This window comes from Acidithiobacillus ferrooxidans ATCC 23270 (assembly GCF_000021485.1).
Lineage (GTDB): Bacteria > Pseudomonadota > Gammaproteobacteria > Acidithiobacillales > Acidithiobacillaceae > Acidithiobacillus > Acidithiobacillus ferrooxidans.
Genome location: NC_011761.1, coordinates 515,935 through 530,146, shown reverse-complemented (window position 1 = coordinate 530,146; position 14,212 = coordinate 515,935). Strand labels below are relative to the sequence as shown.

Genomic DNA, 14,212 nt, shown 5'->3' with positions numbered 1-14,212 from the left:
ATTATACGGCAAGGCGCTGGCTCGTCGGCGCCACAAGCGCCGCGCGCCCGCGCAGACTGTTAGGCAACGCCGCCGTAATTTCGACATCCAGCATCTGTCCGACCCAATCCATGGATCCCGCCAAATTGACTGCACGATTGCAGGCGGTCTTCCCCGTCAGTTCCTGCGCATCGCGGCGCGACGGCCCCGTTATCAGGACCGCCTGCTGCGTGCCCACCAGAGCTTGTGCGTAGCCCTGCGCCAAGCCGTTGATACGTCCCTGCAATACCGCCAGGCGATCTTCCTTCACGGCCTCTGGCACGCTGTCCTTCAGTTTCAGCGCCGGGGTGTTGGGGCGCTGGCTATATTTGAAGGAAAATGACTGGTCGAAGCGCACCGCATCGATCAATTCCATGGTCGCGGCAAAATCTGCATCGGTTTCACCCGGAAATCCGACGATGAAATCCGAAGAAATCTGGATACCCGGACGGGCGGCACGCAGACGGTCAACCTTGTCCAGATACTGCCCGACCGTATGCTTGCGATGCATACGCCGCAAGATGCGATCCGATCCGCTCTGTACCGGCAGGTGTAAATGCGGCGCGAGAATACCGATACTGCCATGCGCAGCAATCAATTCGTCGTCGAGGTTGGCGGGATGGGACGTGGTGTAACGCAGGCGCAGCAAACCGGGAATCCGCGCCAGGCGTTCCAGCAGATCGGCCAGGCCACCCTCGCCTACCAGTCCTGTCGCGCCCCGGTAGGCATTGACATTCTGCCCCAGCAGGGTGATCTCGCGCACCCCCTGCTCCACCAGCGCACGCACTTCACGCAGGATATCAGGCATGCTGCGGCTGTATTCCCGCCCCCGGGTATGGGGCACCACACAGAAGGTACAGAATTTGTCGCAACCTTCCTGAATGGTGACAAAGGCCGTCGCGCCGTCGCGGCCCGGCCGTTGCGGCAGATGATCAAATTTTTCCAGCATCGGGAAAGCGATATCCACCTGCGGACGGCGCTCGGCCAGACAGGCATCCAGCAAATCTGGCAACCGGTGCAGCGTCTGCGGACCGAACACCAGGTCCACGTAAGGGGCGCGCCGCCTCAGTCGCTCTCCCTCCTGGCTGGCCACGCAGCCCCCTACACCGATCACCACCTCCGGGCGCCTTTCCTTGAAAGGGCGCCAGAAGCCGAGCTGGGTAAAGACCTTGTCTTCGGCCTTTTCACGGATGGAGCAGGTGTTGAGCAGGAGCACATCGGCGAGCACCGGATCGTCCACCAGACGCAGGCCATGACTGACCGCAAGCGTATCCGCCATGCGCTCGGAGTCATATTCGTTCATCTGACAGCCGTAAGTCTTGATATACAGGTTCTGCAATGCATTCCCGGAAGGAGTAAAGGCTTATAAATGATGATAGGGCCACCCCGCAGGATTGACAAGGGGCAGCCCAGGGCCACCCCTCACCCCAGACCCAGCGCCGATTTCAGCAGGAAGTGAAAGCGCCGATCATCCTGAACACTGCCCAGCAGCCCGAAACGGGTAGTCACCGCAGTAACCTGTGGTCCCTTGGACGTGACCGTTACGTCCACCAGTGTGTGCCCGGTACGCGCGTGGATGACGCTGCCCCGGGAGGGACCGCCTGCACTTCCGGTCCCCAGGATGACACAATGCATCTGCCCCAACACCCGGGTGGCCGCGGTGAGGGTAGGCTGAAACGGTCTCGGATAATAGTGGATGCTCTGGCCTGTATAAACGGCCGCCAGCGGCCCGCTTTCCGTGCTGCAGGCGCTGAGCCAGAGCGGGGACAGTATCATCATGCCGAGCAGGAGCCATCGCTTGTTCATATCCATCCTCAAATTAACCGGGAAACCAACTCCCTACTGCGCCAGTATAGCGCAAAAGCGCTTCAGCATGACGCCATCCATAGCGCCATGCTACAATACGCGCCGTTCATTCGGCGACGCGCTAGCCCGCGTTTTTGCCTCCACTGGTGGAGAAAGCCCATGTCCCGATTTTCCGGGCCGATGTCCCAGGCTTGGCACTTTACCCGCGAGTTTTTACGCGACCCCCATGCTATCGGAGCGGTGCTGCCCAGTTCGCCCTTCCTCGCCCGGCGGATGGCCACCATGGTGCCGCAGGGGCCCGGCCTGGTGGTAGAATTGGGGCCTGGCATGGGGCCGGTGACCAAAGCCCTGCTGGAAAGCGGCATTCCGCCGGAAGATCTGGTCCTTGTCGAGCAGGCGCCGACCATGGTCCGGCACTTGCGTCAGCGTTATCCGGAAATAGAGGTCATCGAGGGGGATGCCGCCCACATTCAGCACCTTGTGGCGCATCGCGGGCCGGTTCGCGCCGTGGTATCCAGCCTGCCGCTGCGCAGCATTCCCAAAGCGGTGGTCGAGCGCATCTTCCAGCAACTTCCCGGGATCAGCCGGCACGGCACGGTCTTCATCCAGTTTACGTACCATTTCCGTACCTCCTGCCAGGGACTGCCAGCCGAGTTTCGCCGCAGTCGCGTCGCCGTGGTCTGGCGCAACGTTCCACCGGCACGGGTAGACACCTTCATTTACCACCCCCCGCAGAAGGACGGATTCGAGGGTGACGGGTGATAAAGAAAGGTGGTCGTAATGCTGCGTGATCAAGAGGCACAACATGCCGTATCCGTGTTGCGCAGGGGATCGCTGCCGCACACCAGGATGATGGCCGGCAAGCCCCCTGCCCTGCGCCACGCTCCCCGCGCAATCTGGCCCTGGCTCATCCTGCCTGCCTCCCTCACCGCCGCTCTGCAACGGGCTTATGGAAAACCGCACACCGTGCGGGCGCTGCTGCTGGATAGCGGACGCGCGAACCCCTCGCCGGTCGAGCGCCGCATTTTGTGCATGCGCCGCGGCGAGCGGATTTTCTGGCGCGAGGTGCTCCTGCACGGTGGTGACCCGGCATACCCGGCACTCTGGGCGCGCACCACCATTCCTTTGCGAGGACTGCGCCACGGTCTGTTACCTCTGACCCGCCATGGCACGCGCCCCATCGGCAACACCTTATTCCGCCACCGCCGGTTGCGGCGCTCCCCGATTCAGGCCGACAGCCGGCCGCGGTTCGGCCCGCGGCGCTGGCAGCGGCGCTCCGTATTGCGGCGCGGCAGCGCAGGTGTGTTGGTAGAAGAGCATTTTCTGCCAGATCTGCCCTGCTGGGCAGGGCGGGGACGACGCTGATGCAAGCACCCTCGCCGCTCCGCCAGCGCCTGCGCGCTTATGCAGGCCTGATGCGCGTGGATCGTCCCATCGGTACTCTGCTCCTGCTCTGGCCCACCTACTGGGGACTCTGGCTTGCCGCAAAGGGCACTCCATCACTCCGCCTCTTCCTGATTTTCACTGTCGGCACCTGGCTGACACGCTCGGCAGGTTGTGTGATCAATGATTACTTTGATCGTGATTTCGACCGACAAGTAGCCCGCACCTGCAAGCGCCCCCTGGCGGCAGGCCTGATCACTCCGCAAGAGGCACTGCGTTTATTTGTCGTCCTGTGCCTCCTGGCCGCGGCCCTCCTGCCCCTCCTCAACTGGCTGACCATCTGGTTATCCGCAGGCGCAGTGCTCATCACCATTACCTATCCCTTGTTCAAGCGCTTCACCCATCTCCCGCAAGCCTACCTGGGCATCGCTTTTTCCTTTGGCATACCCATGGCCTTTGCTGCAACCCTCAACCAGGTGCCCACCCTCGCCTGGTGGCTGATGCTGGCCAATGCCTGCTGGGTCGTGGCTTATGACACGGCCTACGCCATGGCGGACCGTCCCGACGACATCCAAGCGGGGATTAAGTCGACTGCCATTCTTTTTGGACGCTTCGACCGTCACATCATTGCCGGCCTGCAGGCGGTCATGCTGATCGTCTTTATCGGGATAGGTGTCGCCCAGGCCATGCATTGGCCTTACTGGATCGCCCTGGCGGGTGCCGCTGGTCTCGCGGCCTATGAGCAGACGCTGCTCGGCGGCGACCGGGATCAGGCTTTTCGCGCCTTTCTGCACAATAACTGGATTGGACTGCTACTCTTTTGGGGGATTGTCGCAGGCCTCGCGCCGGGCGGGGTATCCGCCGTTCTGCCTGGAGCGGCATGAAGACCGACCATTCCGAGGCTGCCCCCATGCCACCGAAGCGTCTTGAAAACAATTATTGACAAACTTATACACAATTTACTCATACAGCGAAGTGAGCCGGATGCCTCCCGCCAGATCTCTGATGTTAATTAACAACTCATTGTTATATATATGTTTTTTGTTTGCACCTTTTTTAGGCGCATACTCTAATGCCTTGAAGGACAGGGGGTCTGGGACTTTTCAGGATACTCATACACAGACTTATCCACAGAAGTTGTGGGCAACTTCATGAATGCCGAAAACACCTGCATTCAGATCGCCGTGATGGTGCCGCTTCGCCGCATCTTTTCCTATGCCCCGCCGCCGGAGGGTCGTTTGCAGCCGGGCATGCGGGTAAGGGTGCCTTTCGGCAAAGGCAGTCGGGTTGGCATCGTTCTCGGGTATGCCAGTTGCCCGCCCGATGTAACGCTCAAGCCCATCGGCCAGGTCCTGGATGCGCACCCTGTTTTACCCTCCGCCCTGCAGCAACTGGTACAATTTGGGGCGGCATACTACCATCATCCGATTGGCGATGCTTGGGCCACCGCGCTGCCGACCCTGCTGCGCCAGGGGCGGCCACTGCCGGAACCGGCTCCCCAGGGTTACCGCCTCAGCATCGACGAAGCACAGACGGCGCAGCGCCAGCCCGGCAAGTTACAACAGGCGCTCCGGGAGCACCTCATCACCCACAGGGTTGTGCATACAACAGCCATCCCCAAAGAGTTGCGCGCCACCCTGCGCCAGGCTGTCCGCCGCGGCTGGATAGAAGCCGTGATGGAAGACACCCCGCCGACGCAGGTGGCGCCCTCTCCACACTGCCTGAATACAGAACAGGCCAGCGCCGTGACCCAGTTGCGCATGGCCAGGGGCTTTAACGCCTGGTTATTGGAGGGAGTGACCGGTAGCGGCAAAACAGAAGTCTATCTGGAAGCAATCCGGCCTCATCTGGAGTCCGGGGCACAGATCCTCGTCCTGGTCCCGGAGATCGGCCTCACCCCCCAACTCGTGGAACGCTGCCAGATGCGTTTCGGCGCGCGTCGCGTGGCCGCTCTGCACTCTGCTCAAAGCGACGGAGAGCGTCTGCGCATCTGGGCGGCGGCCGCTGCGGGCCGGATACAAGTCATCATCGGCACCCGCTCGGCAGTATTCGTGCCCCTGCCCCGTCTTGCCATGATTGTCGTCGATGAAGAGCATGACCCCTCTTTCAAACAGCAAAACGGCTGGCATTATTCGGCACGGGATCTCGCGATTCAACGCGCGAGGCTGGAAAACATTCCGATCGTCCTGGGCTCCGCCACACCTTCTCTGGAAAGCCTATGCAATGCACAAAAGGGGCGCTATCGACACCTGCAACTGCGGCAACGCGCTACTTCAGCCGATTTACCGGTGATGACCATCGTGCCACTGCGCCGCGAAAATCTACAGGGTGGCATTTCCACCACCCTGTTGACGGCGTGTAAGGAAACCCTGGAAGCCGGCAATCAGGTATTGCTGTTCCTGAACCGTCGCGGCTACGCCCCGGCCGTGCTCTGCCACGATTGTGGCCATGTGATCCAATGCCCCCGTTGCAGTGCGCCCATGACCTGGCACCGCCGGCAGGAACGTCTCCGCTGCCACCATTGCGGACACGAGTCGCGCTGGCCGCAAGCCTGCCCTGCGTGCCACAGTACGGCACTGATCACCGCCGGACAAGGCACTGAGCAACTGGAGGAAGTGCTTCGCCAGCGATTCCCACAAACCCCCATCTGGCGCATCGACCGCGATGCGTTGCACGACCGCGATTCCCTCGCTACGGCGGTCGCCGACATTCGCCAGAATCGTGCTGCCATACTCGTGGGTACCCAGATGCTGGCCAAGGGTCATCATTTCCCGGCGGTCACCCTGGTGGGCATTATCAATACGGACCAAGGCCTATTCAGTGCCGACTTTCGCGCACCGGAACGACTGCTACAGACCGTTGTGCAGGTCGCAGGCCGCGCCGGCCGTGAAGAGCGACCAGGACAGGTCCTGTTGCAGACTCATCTGCCAGAACATCCTTTATTGCAGAGCCTCGCCCGGGGCGACTACCGCCCTCCCGCCGAGGCACTCCTGAATGAACGAAGGGCGGCAGGGTTGCCGCCCTTTGCCGCTCTCACCCTACTGCGTGCCGAGGCACACCAGAGATACCGCGTAGACACCTTCCTGAGTGCCGCCTGCCAGTGCGTACCGCCCGCTCTGGTGGAAATCAGCGGTCCGCTACCGTCGCTCATGGAACGTCGTGCCGGTTTTGAACGCGCAGAACTGTGGGTACAGGCGCCAAATCGTACGCAAATGCAGAAGGCGCTTAATCTCTGGCTTCCACAACTCGCCGGACTCAGCTCCGCTAGGCACGTCCGCTGGACGCTGGATGTGGACCCCTTACTGATTACATGAATGCTCGCCATCCGCTCCAGATATTTAAACTTGCGTCGTACTGTATATATGTTATCCTTGGCGACGGCCAGTTGGGCCATCTTTGATTAATTTGGGGTGTAAAATGGCGGTTGGTACAGTGAAGTGGTTCAATGACAGCAAGGGGTTTGGGTTCATTACGCCGGAAGATGGCAAGGAAGATGTATTCGTGCATCATTCCGCTATTGAAGGTACGGGGTTCAAGACCCTGGCCGAAGGCGAGCGCGTCAATTTTGAAGTGACTCGTGGCCCGAAGGGTTTGCAGGCCGAGAAGGTCCGCCGGGCTTAATTCAGCCTAACGGGTGGCGCTGCGCCACCCGTCCCCCCTGCGGGGAAAAGTAGCTTTACCGGTCTGGCGCTCGCGATTCCGGTTTTCTTTTGTGCGTCTATCGCGCGGGTTTCTTCCGCTTCGTGGCCCCAGCGCCACGCTCCTTGGTTTTATACTCACCTTTTTCCGTCCTGGCGGAAAGTATCTTGCGCGGTACCCGCGACCCTTCATGGATAGCCGGGCGTGGCCGGGCTGACGCCCGCCCTGCAGACGCACCGGCATCCGTCGGGGCGATCTGCAACGGCCGTCCGGCTACCCACACCTTTTGCAGATGCTGCAGCACTGATGGCTGTATATCCGCAGGAAGTTCGACCGTAGTGTGCTCTGCATTAATCTGTACCTTGCGAATATTGCGGCTGGGTATCCCGGCCTCATTGGCGATCGCACCAACAATATTCTTGACCTGCGCACCGTGGCTTTCGCCCACATCCAGCCGGAAACGACGCATGGGCACATCATCGCCTCCCCCCGATGCAGCAGCAGCCCGCGGTGGCCGTGCGCCCCGCTCGTCGTCAGCGCGGCGACGGGAGGAAGGCGGGCGACCAGCGCCCGAACCGGCGGAATCGCTACGCATCGGCCTGGACACCTCCGCTTCAACGGGAATCAGGGGCCGTTCCTTCTGCACCATGTATGCCAGCGCTGCAGCGATTTCTCCCAAACCCACATCGCTTTCCCGCTGATAATCCGCAATAAGGGTTTCAAAGACTGCCAGATCCTGGCTATTCAGCACCTCTGTCAACTGATCCTTGAACTGGCTCATCCGCCGGTCGGCGACGTCTTCGATACTGGGCAGGTGCATCGCGGTGATCGTCTGTCCCGTCGCGCGCTCGATGGCGTGCAGCAGGTGACGTTCGCGTGGTGCGACAAAAAGAATCGCATCTCCGGTACGTCCGGCACGTCCCGTGCGCCCGATACGGTGGACATAGGCTTCCGTATCATTAGGAATATCATAGTTGATCACATGGCTGATCCGGTCGACATCCAAACCGCGGGCCGCCACATCGGTCGCAACGACAATATCCAGTGTCCCGGCTTTCAATCGCTCAATGGTCTGCTCGCGCATGGCCTGACTGAGATCGCCGTTCAGCGCGCCACAGGCATAGCCGCGCGCTTCCAGGCGCTCCGCCAGCTCCACTGTCGCCGTTTTGGTACGCACAAAAACCAGCCAGGCGTTACTCTCCTCTACTTCCAAAATACGGGTAAGGGCATCCAGCTTGTGGGTACCGCTGACCTGCCAGTAGCGCTGACGAATGGCAGCCACCGTAGTCGTCGCCGATTTAATCCGGATTTCCAAGGGATTGCGTAAATAGGTCTTGGCGATGCGGCGGATGGCGTCCGGCATGGTCGCGGAAAACAGCGCCACCTGTCGGCCTTCGGGCGTGTGTTTGAGGATATCCTCCACTGCGTCGATAAAGCCCATGCGCAGCATCTCGTCGGCTTCATCCAGCACCACGGCCTGCAAATGATCCAGACGCAAGGTTTTGCGGCGCAGGTGATCCTGAATGCGTCCGGGCGTACCCACCACGACCTGCACACCCCGCTGCAACTGCTTGAGCTGCAAGGTCATGGCCTGCCCGCCATAGATGGGCAGCACATGAAATCCGGGGAGGAACTTGGCATAACTTTGCATGGCCTCCGCTACCTGAATGGCGAGTTCACGAGTCGGCGCGAGTACCAGCAACTGCGGCGCGCGCAAGCCGAGGTCGACACGACTCAGCAACGGCAGCGCAAAGGCGGCAGTCTTTCCCGTGCCGGTCTGTGCCAGACCGATAACGTCCCGCCCCTCGAGCAGAGGCGGAATGCTCTGCGCCTGAATGGGGGATGGCTGTTCATAGCCGATCTCCGTAACTGCTTTTTGGATCGGTTCAGCGAGGGCAAAATCAATAAAGCGGAGATCGGTTTCTTGAGACATGCATACACCTGGACAACGAAGAGAATTCAGCGTCCAGACTATACGCTAATTATGGACAACTTGCAGCGTTTTCTTGGTACACACCGAATGAGACTTCAAAATCAGTCTGCGTCCAGCACCGCCTGCAGCTGCATCTGGATCGCCGCGTCAGCACCTGGCCCGATGGGAGTATGACCAGCCGTGTACGTGTCCGTAAAGGCATAGGCGTAACGGATATCCCGCAAGCCGAGGCTGCCGAAGATGCGCATCTCCCAGGAGGCATCGTCGGCATGTGGTATCAGGCTCGGCCATTGCCACGCCTTTTCGCTCTCCAGTATCGGGCCAAAGAATACGGCCCCCGGCTTGTTACGCAGGCGCATGGCACAGCTTCCAGCCGTACGTCCGGACATGGGTAGAAAATCGATGGTGCGGGTCAGGCGCAGTTTACTGTCCAGCGGCACGTCGACCGGCACGCCCAGCGCCTTGCTCTCCGCTGGCTGGGCCACCAGCCTGCAGCCCGCCGTCTGCCACTGCGCCAGGTCTTGCGCCCCGAAACGACTTGGCAAAAAAAGCACCCGCAAGGGGGCGATGGCACTCAGTCCGGCTTGCAGTTCCGGACGGAAGCGCGGGGCGTTGACGAGAATACCACCAGCATCCCTGTCGGCCACGTAATAGACGGCAGGGCTACCCTGCCCGCCCTCCACATGGTAAACGTCCCGGTCAAAAAAGCTGCAGAGCTTCTGCATAGTCCTTCTCCTGCCGCCCAGCTGAATGGATCTTGCAAGTATACCCATAATCCGCTGCATAACCCATTCTGCGGCGCGTTGCGGTGTGCAGGCTCTGTGGCATAATGTGCCCATGAATATCCTCCTGCTGGTCGCCGCACTCCTCATCATCCTCGCCGGCGCAGAGGCTTTTACCAACGCACTGGAGCACCTGGGCGACCGTCTGGGTATTTCCGAGGGCGTTACCGGTTCCATTTTCGCGGCGGTGGGCACGGCGCTTCCCGAGACCATGGTACCTGTCGTTGCGGTTTTTGCTGCGACCAGCGGGCAAGCGGTGCACCTGGGAGAAGAGGTGGGTGTGGGCGCCATTCTGGGCGCCCCGATGATGCTGTCCACGCTGACGTTGTTCATGATGGCGCTGTTTGTATCGCCACAGCGCGGCTGGCGCGGAGCATTAAATCCGGAACCTACCGGCCTGCGTCGCGATCTTGGCTGGTTTCTGATTGCCTTCGGCCTCTCGACCGTTGCCCTTTTCGTGCCTCACCACATTACTCTGGCGCGTATCGGCATCGGCCTGATGCTGGTCACATTGTATTTTCTGTATGTGATGGTGACCCTGCGCGCCTCTGCGGCGCTGGTCGCCGAGGGACACGGCACCGAAGCAGGGCACGCCTTGTACTTGAGCAAGACGGGCCTGCCCACGAAGATGCAGGTCATTTTGATTCAGCTTGCCATAGGACTTGGCATGATCGTCTTTGGCGCCAGCCTTTTTGTCGACGGAATCGAGGGACTCTCGCACTGGCTCGGTATTTCTGCGCTGATCCTGTCTTTACTGGTGGTGCCCATCGCGACGGAGCTGCCGGAGAAGATCAACAGCATCCTGTGGGTTCGCCGCGGCAAGGATACGCTGACGTTTGGCAACATCACCGGGGCGTTGGTCTTTCAAGGGAGCCTGCTGCCCGCTATTGGGGTGATGCTGACCCCATGGTCACCCTCCCCTCCTGTTCTACTGGGCGCGGGACTCACGCTGCTGGCCGGGGGATACACTTATCTTCTGGTGCGCCGCGGCGTTACCCTGCGGCCCTATCATTTTCTTTTCAATGGCCTGTGTTACGGGGCTTATTTCTTTGCCCTTACCTGACCGCCGGAAAGGTACTCGCCGCACGGTATTGCCTTTTGCTAGAATGACCCGCAGCCTCGGTAGCTCAGTGGATAGAGCAACCGCCTCCTAAGCGGTAGGTCGCGCGTTCGATTCGCGCTCGGGGCACCATATAAAACAGATAGTTACAACAAAATATTGTGCTCCATTTTGCCTTTTTGCTCCATTTCTGCTCCAGTGAACGTGGTTAGGAGGATCATAAGGAGCGAATCCTGGCCAGCGTTACCGCAAGAAAGGACCGGGACAGCCTCATCATTGGCTGGCAGGTGCGGGTACGCAAAAAAAGGTAGCCACTGCAAGTCAAAACCTTTGAAAAAAAGGCGCAAGCCCAAACTTGGACGCGTCAGGTCGAAACCGAGATGGACCGGGGCATTTGGCAAGACCGGGGCGAAGCGGAGCGCACCACGATCAACGACCTGCTGGATCGCTACGCCCACGAGATACTGCCCACCAAGCGCGGAGATGCAGGTAAGGTAATGCCACATATCCGGGCACTCAAGGCTGGCCTGGGGGAAAAGTCCCTGGCTGCACTATCCGCCAGGGATGTTGCAGAATACCGGGATGCCCGATTGTCCAACGGCCTGAAAACCCAGACGGTACGCTACGATCTGGCCCTCCTCTCCCGTGCCATCAAACAAGGTATGGTGGAATGGGACATCGCTCTCCCGGCGGGGAACCCCGTGCTGAATGTGAGAATGCCCGCCCCCTCCAAGCCGAGAGATCGACGGTTGGCCGGTGGTGAAGAGGAGCGCATGCTGGCCGCTCTCGCAGGCTGTGAGAATCCCTACATGCGCCCGCTCATGCTCTTTGCTTTGGAAACCGCCGCCGGCTGGGGGAACTTCTGGATCTTCGCTGGGAAAACATCGACTTTTCCAGAAAGACAGCAGTGTTTTATGACACCAAAAATGGGGATGACCGGACCGCCCCCCTCTCCAGCGCTGCGGTTGCCGTGCTCCATAGCCTGCCAAGGGACTTGGCCGGGCGCGTCTTTCCCATTAGCGAGCCTGCGGTCGAGCAGGGATGGCGCCGGGCACGAAAACACGCCGTCATTGAGGATCTGCACTTCCACGACCTCCGCCACGAAGCCACCAGCCGCCTCTTCGAGAAGGGCTTGAACCCCATGCAAGTGGCCGCCATCACCGGCCACAAGACTTTGCAGATGCTGAAGCGCTATACTCATTTGCGGGCGGAGGATTTGGCGAAGTTGCTGGGCTAAAAACATGGATTTGACCCTGACGGAGCATGCGGCCTTCGCGGTACAGCGGCGCGGCATCAAAGTGGAGTGGATTGAGGCGGCAATCCTTACGCCTGATAAGACAGAAGTACGTGACGGCAAACAATCGTTTCTCAAGTGCCACGGGGAGCGAGGGAAGATGCTCCGCGTGGTGACACGGGAGGACAACCATCACCATGTGATAACCGTCTATTTTGACAGGAGGGCATCATGTTAGTGCGAGTGGATAGAGAGGCGGATGCGGTGTATCTGGAACTGACGTCGGCGCCCATTGAAGAAAGCGAAGAAGTTGCCGATGGCGTTGTCCTCGATTACGACAAAGACGGTAACCTCGTCGGCATAGAGATACTGGATGCCTCGAAAAAAGGCGGCGCGGATGCCTTACGGCATATCAATGTCGCTGCCTGAACTGGCACCACGAGGCCGTCCAGTCGGCTCTTCGAGAGGGGCTCCGGCCATCAGGGGACATAAGACAGTGCGGATGCCCAAGCGGCACAATTAGCTGAAGGTACCCATCCTCCCTTGTTCACCTCCCGGCCCTTGCCGCCCGCCTCGCAGGCAATATAGCTCACCAGATCGCCGAACTGGCTCTTACCGGTGGCCTTGGCGCCACTGCGGGATTTGCCGACCTTGCCCAGCATCAGTCGTCCTCCCATGGCCCAAGGATGTCCGCCAGCCAATAGGCGGTGCCTAAAATGAACCGGTATAACGCCTCCAGTTCCTGACGGGGCGCCAGGGCTTTCTGCGGATGATCTGCCCCTGAAAAATCCAACGCAGATCCCGAGTGCTCGAGCGTCTACCGCCGTTCATGGCTTGCCGCCTGGAAGTCTGCGGTGCAGCGAAGTGGGCAACCAACCACCCAATGCCTCTAACATACATTGCGACTCGCGCCACCCCAGAGAATGAAAGAGGTCGATCGGAAAATCCAAATTCTCTCTGCCATGCTGTGCTCCAACCGGTTTTTGCGCAAACCAGCATAGCGGCAGGGCGCGTCTTGCCAACCAGTCCTTGCTGCGCGCAACAGGTATTTCTCCCATTGCCGTCTCATGAACCCGGGTCAACCACTTTTTGCATATAGCCCAAGAACCAGAGGCGGGCATTTAATCGGCGCGATGACATCCCAGAAGCGCACCGCCTGGCCGGGATCAGTCCGGCTAACCCTATTTCTCTCTGAGGTTAGCCCGGAAAAACGAAGGCACCTAGAACATTACTCTAAGCGCCTGTTTCATCTGGTGCTGGCGAGAGGAATCGAACCCCCGACCCACTGATTACAAATCAGTAGCTCTACCGACTGAGCTACGCCAGCAAGAGGCGCAGTTTAACGCGAGGCGGGCGGCATTTTCAAATCTGGCGGAGCCTGATGGTGGCGGTGCAGCCCGATCCAGAGCAGCGCACCCGGCAGGCTGGTCAGCACGACGGTGAAGCCCAGCAAAAGTGAGAGCGCCAGGGCCTGATCATGCCCCATGTGCAGATAAGACAGATAAAACACCATCAGCCCCTCACGCAGCCCCCAGCCCGCAAAAGAGATGGGTAAGGCCAGAAAAAGGCTGATCACCGGCCAGACCACCCAGACCGCCACGGGGTCGGGGGCTTCGCCCAGGGCACGGGCGAGCAGCCAGAAGGTCAGGATCGAAAAAAATTGCACCACAAAGGAGAGTACAATGGTTCCGGAGAGGGCCAGGCGATGACGCAGCAGCGCGCCCATGCCGAGACGAATGTCGTGCAGCTTTTCGCCCAGTTTACCCGCAAACTTTTCCAGAAAGTTGAGCAATGGGCTCAGAATCAAAAATACAATCAGGACGTAAGCAATGACCAGAATCCCGATCGTCCAACCCATCTGCGGCAGCAATCCCACCCGCTCACCGCCCAGCACAAAGGCGACGGCGGCGATGGCAATCAGCGCCCCCAAACCCATGAAGCGGTCTCCGAATACCGCGGCCAGCGCCAGCGGCAGGGAGTGGGTCTGGTGGCGGGTGTACCAGGCGCGGATCACGTCACCGGACACGGACCCCGGCAGTATCTGATTGAAATAGGCACCCACCCAGTTCAGCCGCAGCAACCAGAGCATGGGTGCGGAGCGCTCCAACGCCATGAGAATGATGCGCCAGCGTATGGCGGACACCGACAGATTCATGGCGTAGGACAACACGGCCGCCACGAACCAGAGCGGGCGCATATCCGCAAAGCGCTGACCCAGTTCCTGCCAGTTGGTGTTGTGCAGGAGCCAAAACAGGATGCCGACCGTAAAGACGATCTGCAGCAATAGTTGCCAATGGGTATGATGCTTTTTGTTTTCTTTGGACATGTTCAGTTTTTTGCAGTCAAGGCTGGGAGCG

The 14,212-nt window shown here is 60.0% G+C and carries 17 protein-coding genes and 2 tRNA genes; 10 read left to right on the top strand and 9 right to left on the bottom strand.

Annotated features, from left to right (window positions below; all coding sequences use genetic code 11):
• Nucleotide 1: 1 nt before the first annotated feature.
• Together miaB and AFE_RS02795 are read right to left on the bottom strand one after the other, a co-directional pair.
• The gene (gene miaB / locus AFE_RS02800) at nucleotides 2–1,357 is read right to left on the bottom strand and encodes a tRNA (N6-isopentenyl adenosine(37)-C2)-methylthiotransferase MiaB (protein WP_012536225.1); all 1,356 of its coding nucleotides are present in this window, start codon (nucleotides 1,355–1,357) and stop codon (nucleotides 2–4) included.
• An 83-nt stretch (nucleotides 1,358–1,440) separates the two neighbouring features.
• Entirely contained in the window at nucleotides 1,441–1,824 is a 384-nt protein-coding gene (locus AFE_RS02795) for a hypothetical protein (protein ID WP_009561563.1), read from the bottom strand.
• A 159-nt stretch (nucleotides 1,825–1,983) separates the two neighbouring features.
• On the opposite strand from AFE_RS02795, the gene AFE_RS02790 reads away from it, so the two are divergent.
• The 5 genes from AFE_RS02790 to AFE_RS02770 all read left to right on the top strand — a co-directional run bounded on the left by AFE_RS02790 (nucleotide 1,984) and on the right by AFE_RS02770 (nucleotide 6,828).
• A complete protein-coding gene (locus AFE_RS02790) occupies nucleotides 1,984–2,586 on the top strand; it encodes a class I SAM-dependent methyltransferase (RefSeq protein WP_009561562.1) in 603 nt (200 codons plus the stop codon).
• 18 nt (nucleotides 2,587–2,604) lie between these two features.
• Entirely contained in the window at nucleotides 2,605–3,189 is a 585-nt protein-coding gene (locus AFE_RS02785; protein WP_012536224.1) for a chorismate--pyruvate lyase family protein, read from the top strand.
• Nucleotides 3,189–4,091, top strand: a complete 903-nt coding sequence (gene ubiA, locus AFE_RS02780; protein ID WP_012536223.1) for a 4-hydroxybenzoate octaprenyltransferase — start codon at nucleotides 3,189–3,191, stop codon at nucleotides 4,089–4,091. The genes AFE_RS02785 and ubiA overlap by 1 nt, the downstream gene beginning before the upstream one ends.
• A 267-nt stretch (nucleotides 4,092–4,358) precedes the next feature.
• Nucleotides 4,359–6,521 (top strand): primosomal protein N', encoded by a 2,163-nt coding sequence (locus AFE_RS02775; protein WP_012536222.1) that lies wholly within the window; start codon nucleotides 4,359–4,361, stop codon nucleotides 6,519–6,521.
• A 103-nt stretch (nucleotides 6,522–6,624) separates the two neighbouring features.
• Nucleotides 6,625–6,828 (top strand): cold-shock protein, encoded by a 204-nt coding sequence (locus AFE_RS02770; RefSeq protein ID WP_009564993.1) that lies wholly within the window; start codon nucleotides 6,625–6,627, stop codon nucleotides 6,826–6,828.
• Between the two features lie 97 nt (nucleotides 6,829–6,925).
• Here the strand turns inward: AFE_RS02770 and AFE_RS02765 are convergent, their stop codons facing one another.
• Nucleotides 6,926–8,779: a DEAD/DEAH box helicase gene (locus tag AFE_RS02765; RefSeq protein WP_012536221.1), complete on the bottom strand. Its 1,854-nt coding sequence runs from the start codon at nucleotides 8,777–8,779 to the stop codon at nucleotides 6,926–6,928.
• Nucleotides 8,780–8,880: 101 nt separating this feature from the next.
• Nucleotides 8,881–9,504: a hypothetical protein gene (locus AFE_RS02760; RefSeq protein ID WP_012536220.1), complete on the bottom strand. Its 624-nt coding sequence runs from the start codon at nucleotides 9,502–9,504 to the stop codon at nucleotides 8,881–8,883.
• A 112-nt stretch (nucleotides 9,505–9,616) separates the two neighbouring features.
• Here AFE_RS02760 and AFE_RS02755 point away from each other — a divergent pair, with 112 nt between their 5' ends.
• Together AFE_RS02755 and AFE_RS02750 are read left to right on the top strand one after the other, a co-directional pair.
• A complete protein-coding gene (locus tag AFE_RS02755) occupies nucleotides 9,617–10,624 on the top strand; it encodes a sodium:calcium antiporter (RefSeq protein ID WP_012606594.1) in 1,008 nt (335 codons plus the stop codon).
• Between the two features lie 53 nt (nucleotides 10,625–10,677).
• Nucleotides 10,678–10,753: transfer RNA gene (locus AFE_RS02750), tRNA-Arg, on the top strand.
• A gap of 14 nt (nucleotides 10,754–10,767) precedes the next feature.
• Here the strand turns inward: AFE_RS02750 and AFE_RS16675 are convergent.
• Nucleotides 10,768–11,127 carry a hypothetical protein gene (locus tag AFE_RS16675; protein WP_041645297.1) on the bottom strand — a complete coding sequence of 120 codons (360 nt, stop codon included), beginning with the start codon at nucleotides 11,125–11,127 and terminating at the stop codon, nucleotides 10,768–10,770.
• 344 nt (nucleotides 11,128–11,471) lie between these two features.
• On the opposite strand from AFE_RS16675, the gene AFE_RS16670 reads away from it, so the two are divergent.
• From AFE_RS16670 to AFE_RS02730, 3 genes are read left to right on the top strand one after another with little or no spacing between them, the layout of a single operon-like run.
• Nucleotides 11,472–11,858: a site-specific integrase gene (locus AFE_RS16670; RefSeq protein WP_225487645.1), complete on the top strand. Its 387-nt coding sequence runs from the start codon at nucleotides 11,472–11,474 to the stop codon at nucleotides 11,856–11,858.
• 4 nt (nucleotides 11,859–11,862) lie between these two features.
• Nucleotides 11,863–12,093: a DUF4258 domain-containing protein gene (locus AFE_RS02735; RefSeq protein ID WP_009568946.1), complete on the top strand. Its 231-nt coding sequence runs from the start codon at nucleotides 11,863–11,865 to the stop codon at nucleotides 12,091–12,093.
• Entirely contained in the window at nucleotides 12,087–12,284 is a 198-nt protein-coding gene (locus AFE_RS02730) for a DUF2283 domain-containing protein (RefSeq protein ID WP_012536217.1), read from the top strand. Before AFE_RS02735 ends, AFE_RS02730 begins: the two co-directional genes overlap by 7 nt.
• Before the next feature lie 50 nt (nucleotides 12,285–12,334).
• Here the strand turns inward: AFE_RS02730 and AFE_RS02725 are convergent, their stop codons facing one another.
• The 4 genes from AFE_RS02725 to AFE_RS02715 form a co-directional block, all read right to left on the bottom strand.
• Nucleotides 12,335–12,517, bottom strand: coding sequence for a hypothetical protein (locus AFE_RS02725; protein ID WP_009568944.1), 183 nt, complete (start codon nucleotides 12,515–12,517; stop codon nucleotides 12,335–12,337).
• On the bottom strand, nucleotides 12,517–12,648 hold the full coding sequence (locus AFE_RS16895; RefSeq protein ID WP_012606592.1) for a hypothetical protein: 132 nt from the start codon (nucleotides 12,646–12,648) through the stop codon (nucleotides 12,517–12,519). Before AFE_RS16895 ends, AFE_RS02725 begins: the two co-directional genes overlap by 1 nt.
• A gap of 458 nt (nucleotides 12,649–13,106) precedes the next feature.
• Nucleotides 13,107–13,182, bottom strand: a tRNA-Thr gene (locus tag AFE_RS02720).
• Between the two features lie 12 nt (nucleotides 13,183–13,194).
• Entirely contained in the window at nucleotides 13,195–14,181 is a 987-nt protein-coding gene (locus AFE_RS02715) for a lysylphosphatidylglycerol synthase transmembrane domain-containing protein (protein ID WP_012536216.1), read from the bottom strand.
• Nucleotides 14,182–14,212: the final 31 nt, after the last annotated feature.

What these genes read in the sequence shown, in the direction of transcription:
- AFE_RS02735 (WP_009568946.1), top strand. Translation starts at nt 11,863, where the DNA reads ATGGATTTGACCCTGACGGAGCATGCGGCCTTCGCGGTACAGCGGCGC.
- AFE_RS02715 (WP_012536216.1), bottom strand. Translation starts at nt 14,181, where the DNA reads ATGTCCAAAGAAAACAAAAAGCATCATACCCATTGGCAACTATTGCTG.
- AFE_RS16675 (WP_041645297.1), bottom strand. Translation starts at nt 11,127, where the DNA reads ATGTGGCATTACCTTACCTGCATCTCCGCGCTTGGTGGGCAGTATCTC.
- AFE_RS02770 (WP_009564993.1), top strand. Translation starts at nt 6,625, where the DNA reads ATGGCGGTTGGTACAGTGAAGTGGTTCAATGACAGCAAGGGGTTTGGG.
- AFE_RS02760 (WP_012536220.1), bottom strand. Translation starts at nt 9,504, where the DNA reads ATGCAGAAGCTCTGCAGCTTTTTTGACCGGGACGTTTACCATGTGGAG.
- AFE_RS02725 (WP_009568944.1), bottom strand. Translation starts at nt 12,517, where the DNA reads ATGCTGGGCAAGGTCGGCAAATCCCGCAGTGGCGCCAAGGCCACCGGT.
- AFE_RS02785 (WP_012536224.1), top strand. Translation starts at nt 2,605, where the DNA reads ATGCTGCGTGATCAAGAGGCACAACATGCCGTATCCGTGTTGCGCAGG.
- AFE_RS02775 (WP_012536222.1), top strand. Translation starts at nt 4,359, where the DNA reads ATGAATGCCGAAAACACCTGCATTCAGATCGCCGTGATGGTGCCGCTT.
- ubiA (WP_012536223.1), top strand. Translation starts at nt 3,189, where the DNA reads ATGCAAGCACCCTCGCCGCTCCGCCAGCGCCTGCGCGCTTATGCAGGC.
- AFE_RS02795 (WP_009561563.1), bottom strand. Translation starts at nt 1,824, where the DNA reads ATGAACAAGCGATGGCTCCTGCTCGGCATGATGATACTGTCCCCGCTC.
- AFE_RS02730 (WP_012536217.1), top strand. Translation starts at nt 12,087, where the DNA reads ATGTTAGTGCGAGTGGATAGAGAGGCGGATGCGGTGTATCTGGAACTG.
- AFE_RS02765 (WP_012536221.1), bottom strand. Translation starts at nt 8,779, where the DNA reads ATGTCTCAAGAAACCGATCTCCGCTTTATTGATTTTGCCCTCGCTGAA.
- AFE_RS02755 (WP_012606594.1), top strand. Translation starts at nt 9,617, where the DNA reads ATGAATATCCTCCTGCTGGTCGCCGCACTCCTCATCATCCTCGCCGGC.
- AFE_RS02790 (WP_009561562.1), top strand. Translation starts at nt 1,984, where the DNA reads ATGTCCCGATTTTCCGGGCCGATGTCCCAGGCTTGGCACTTTACCCGC.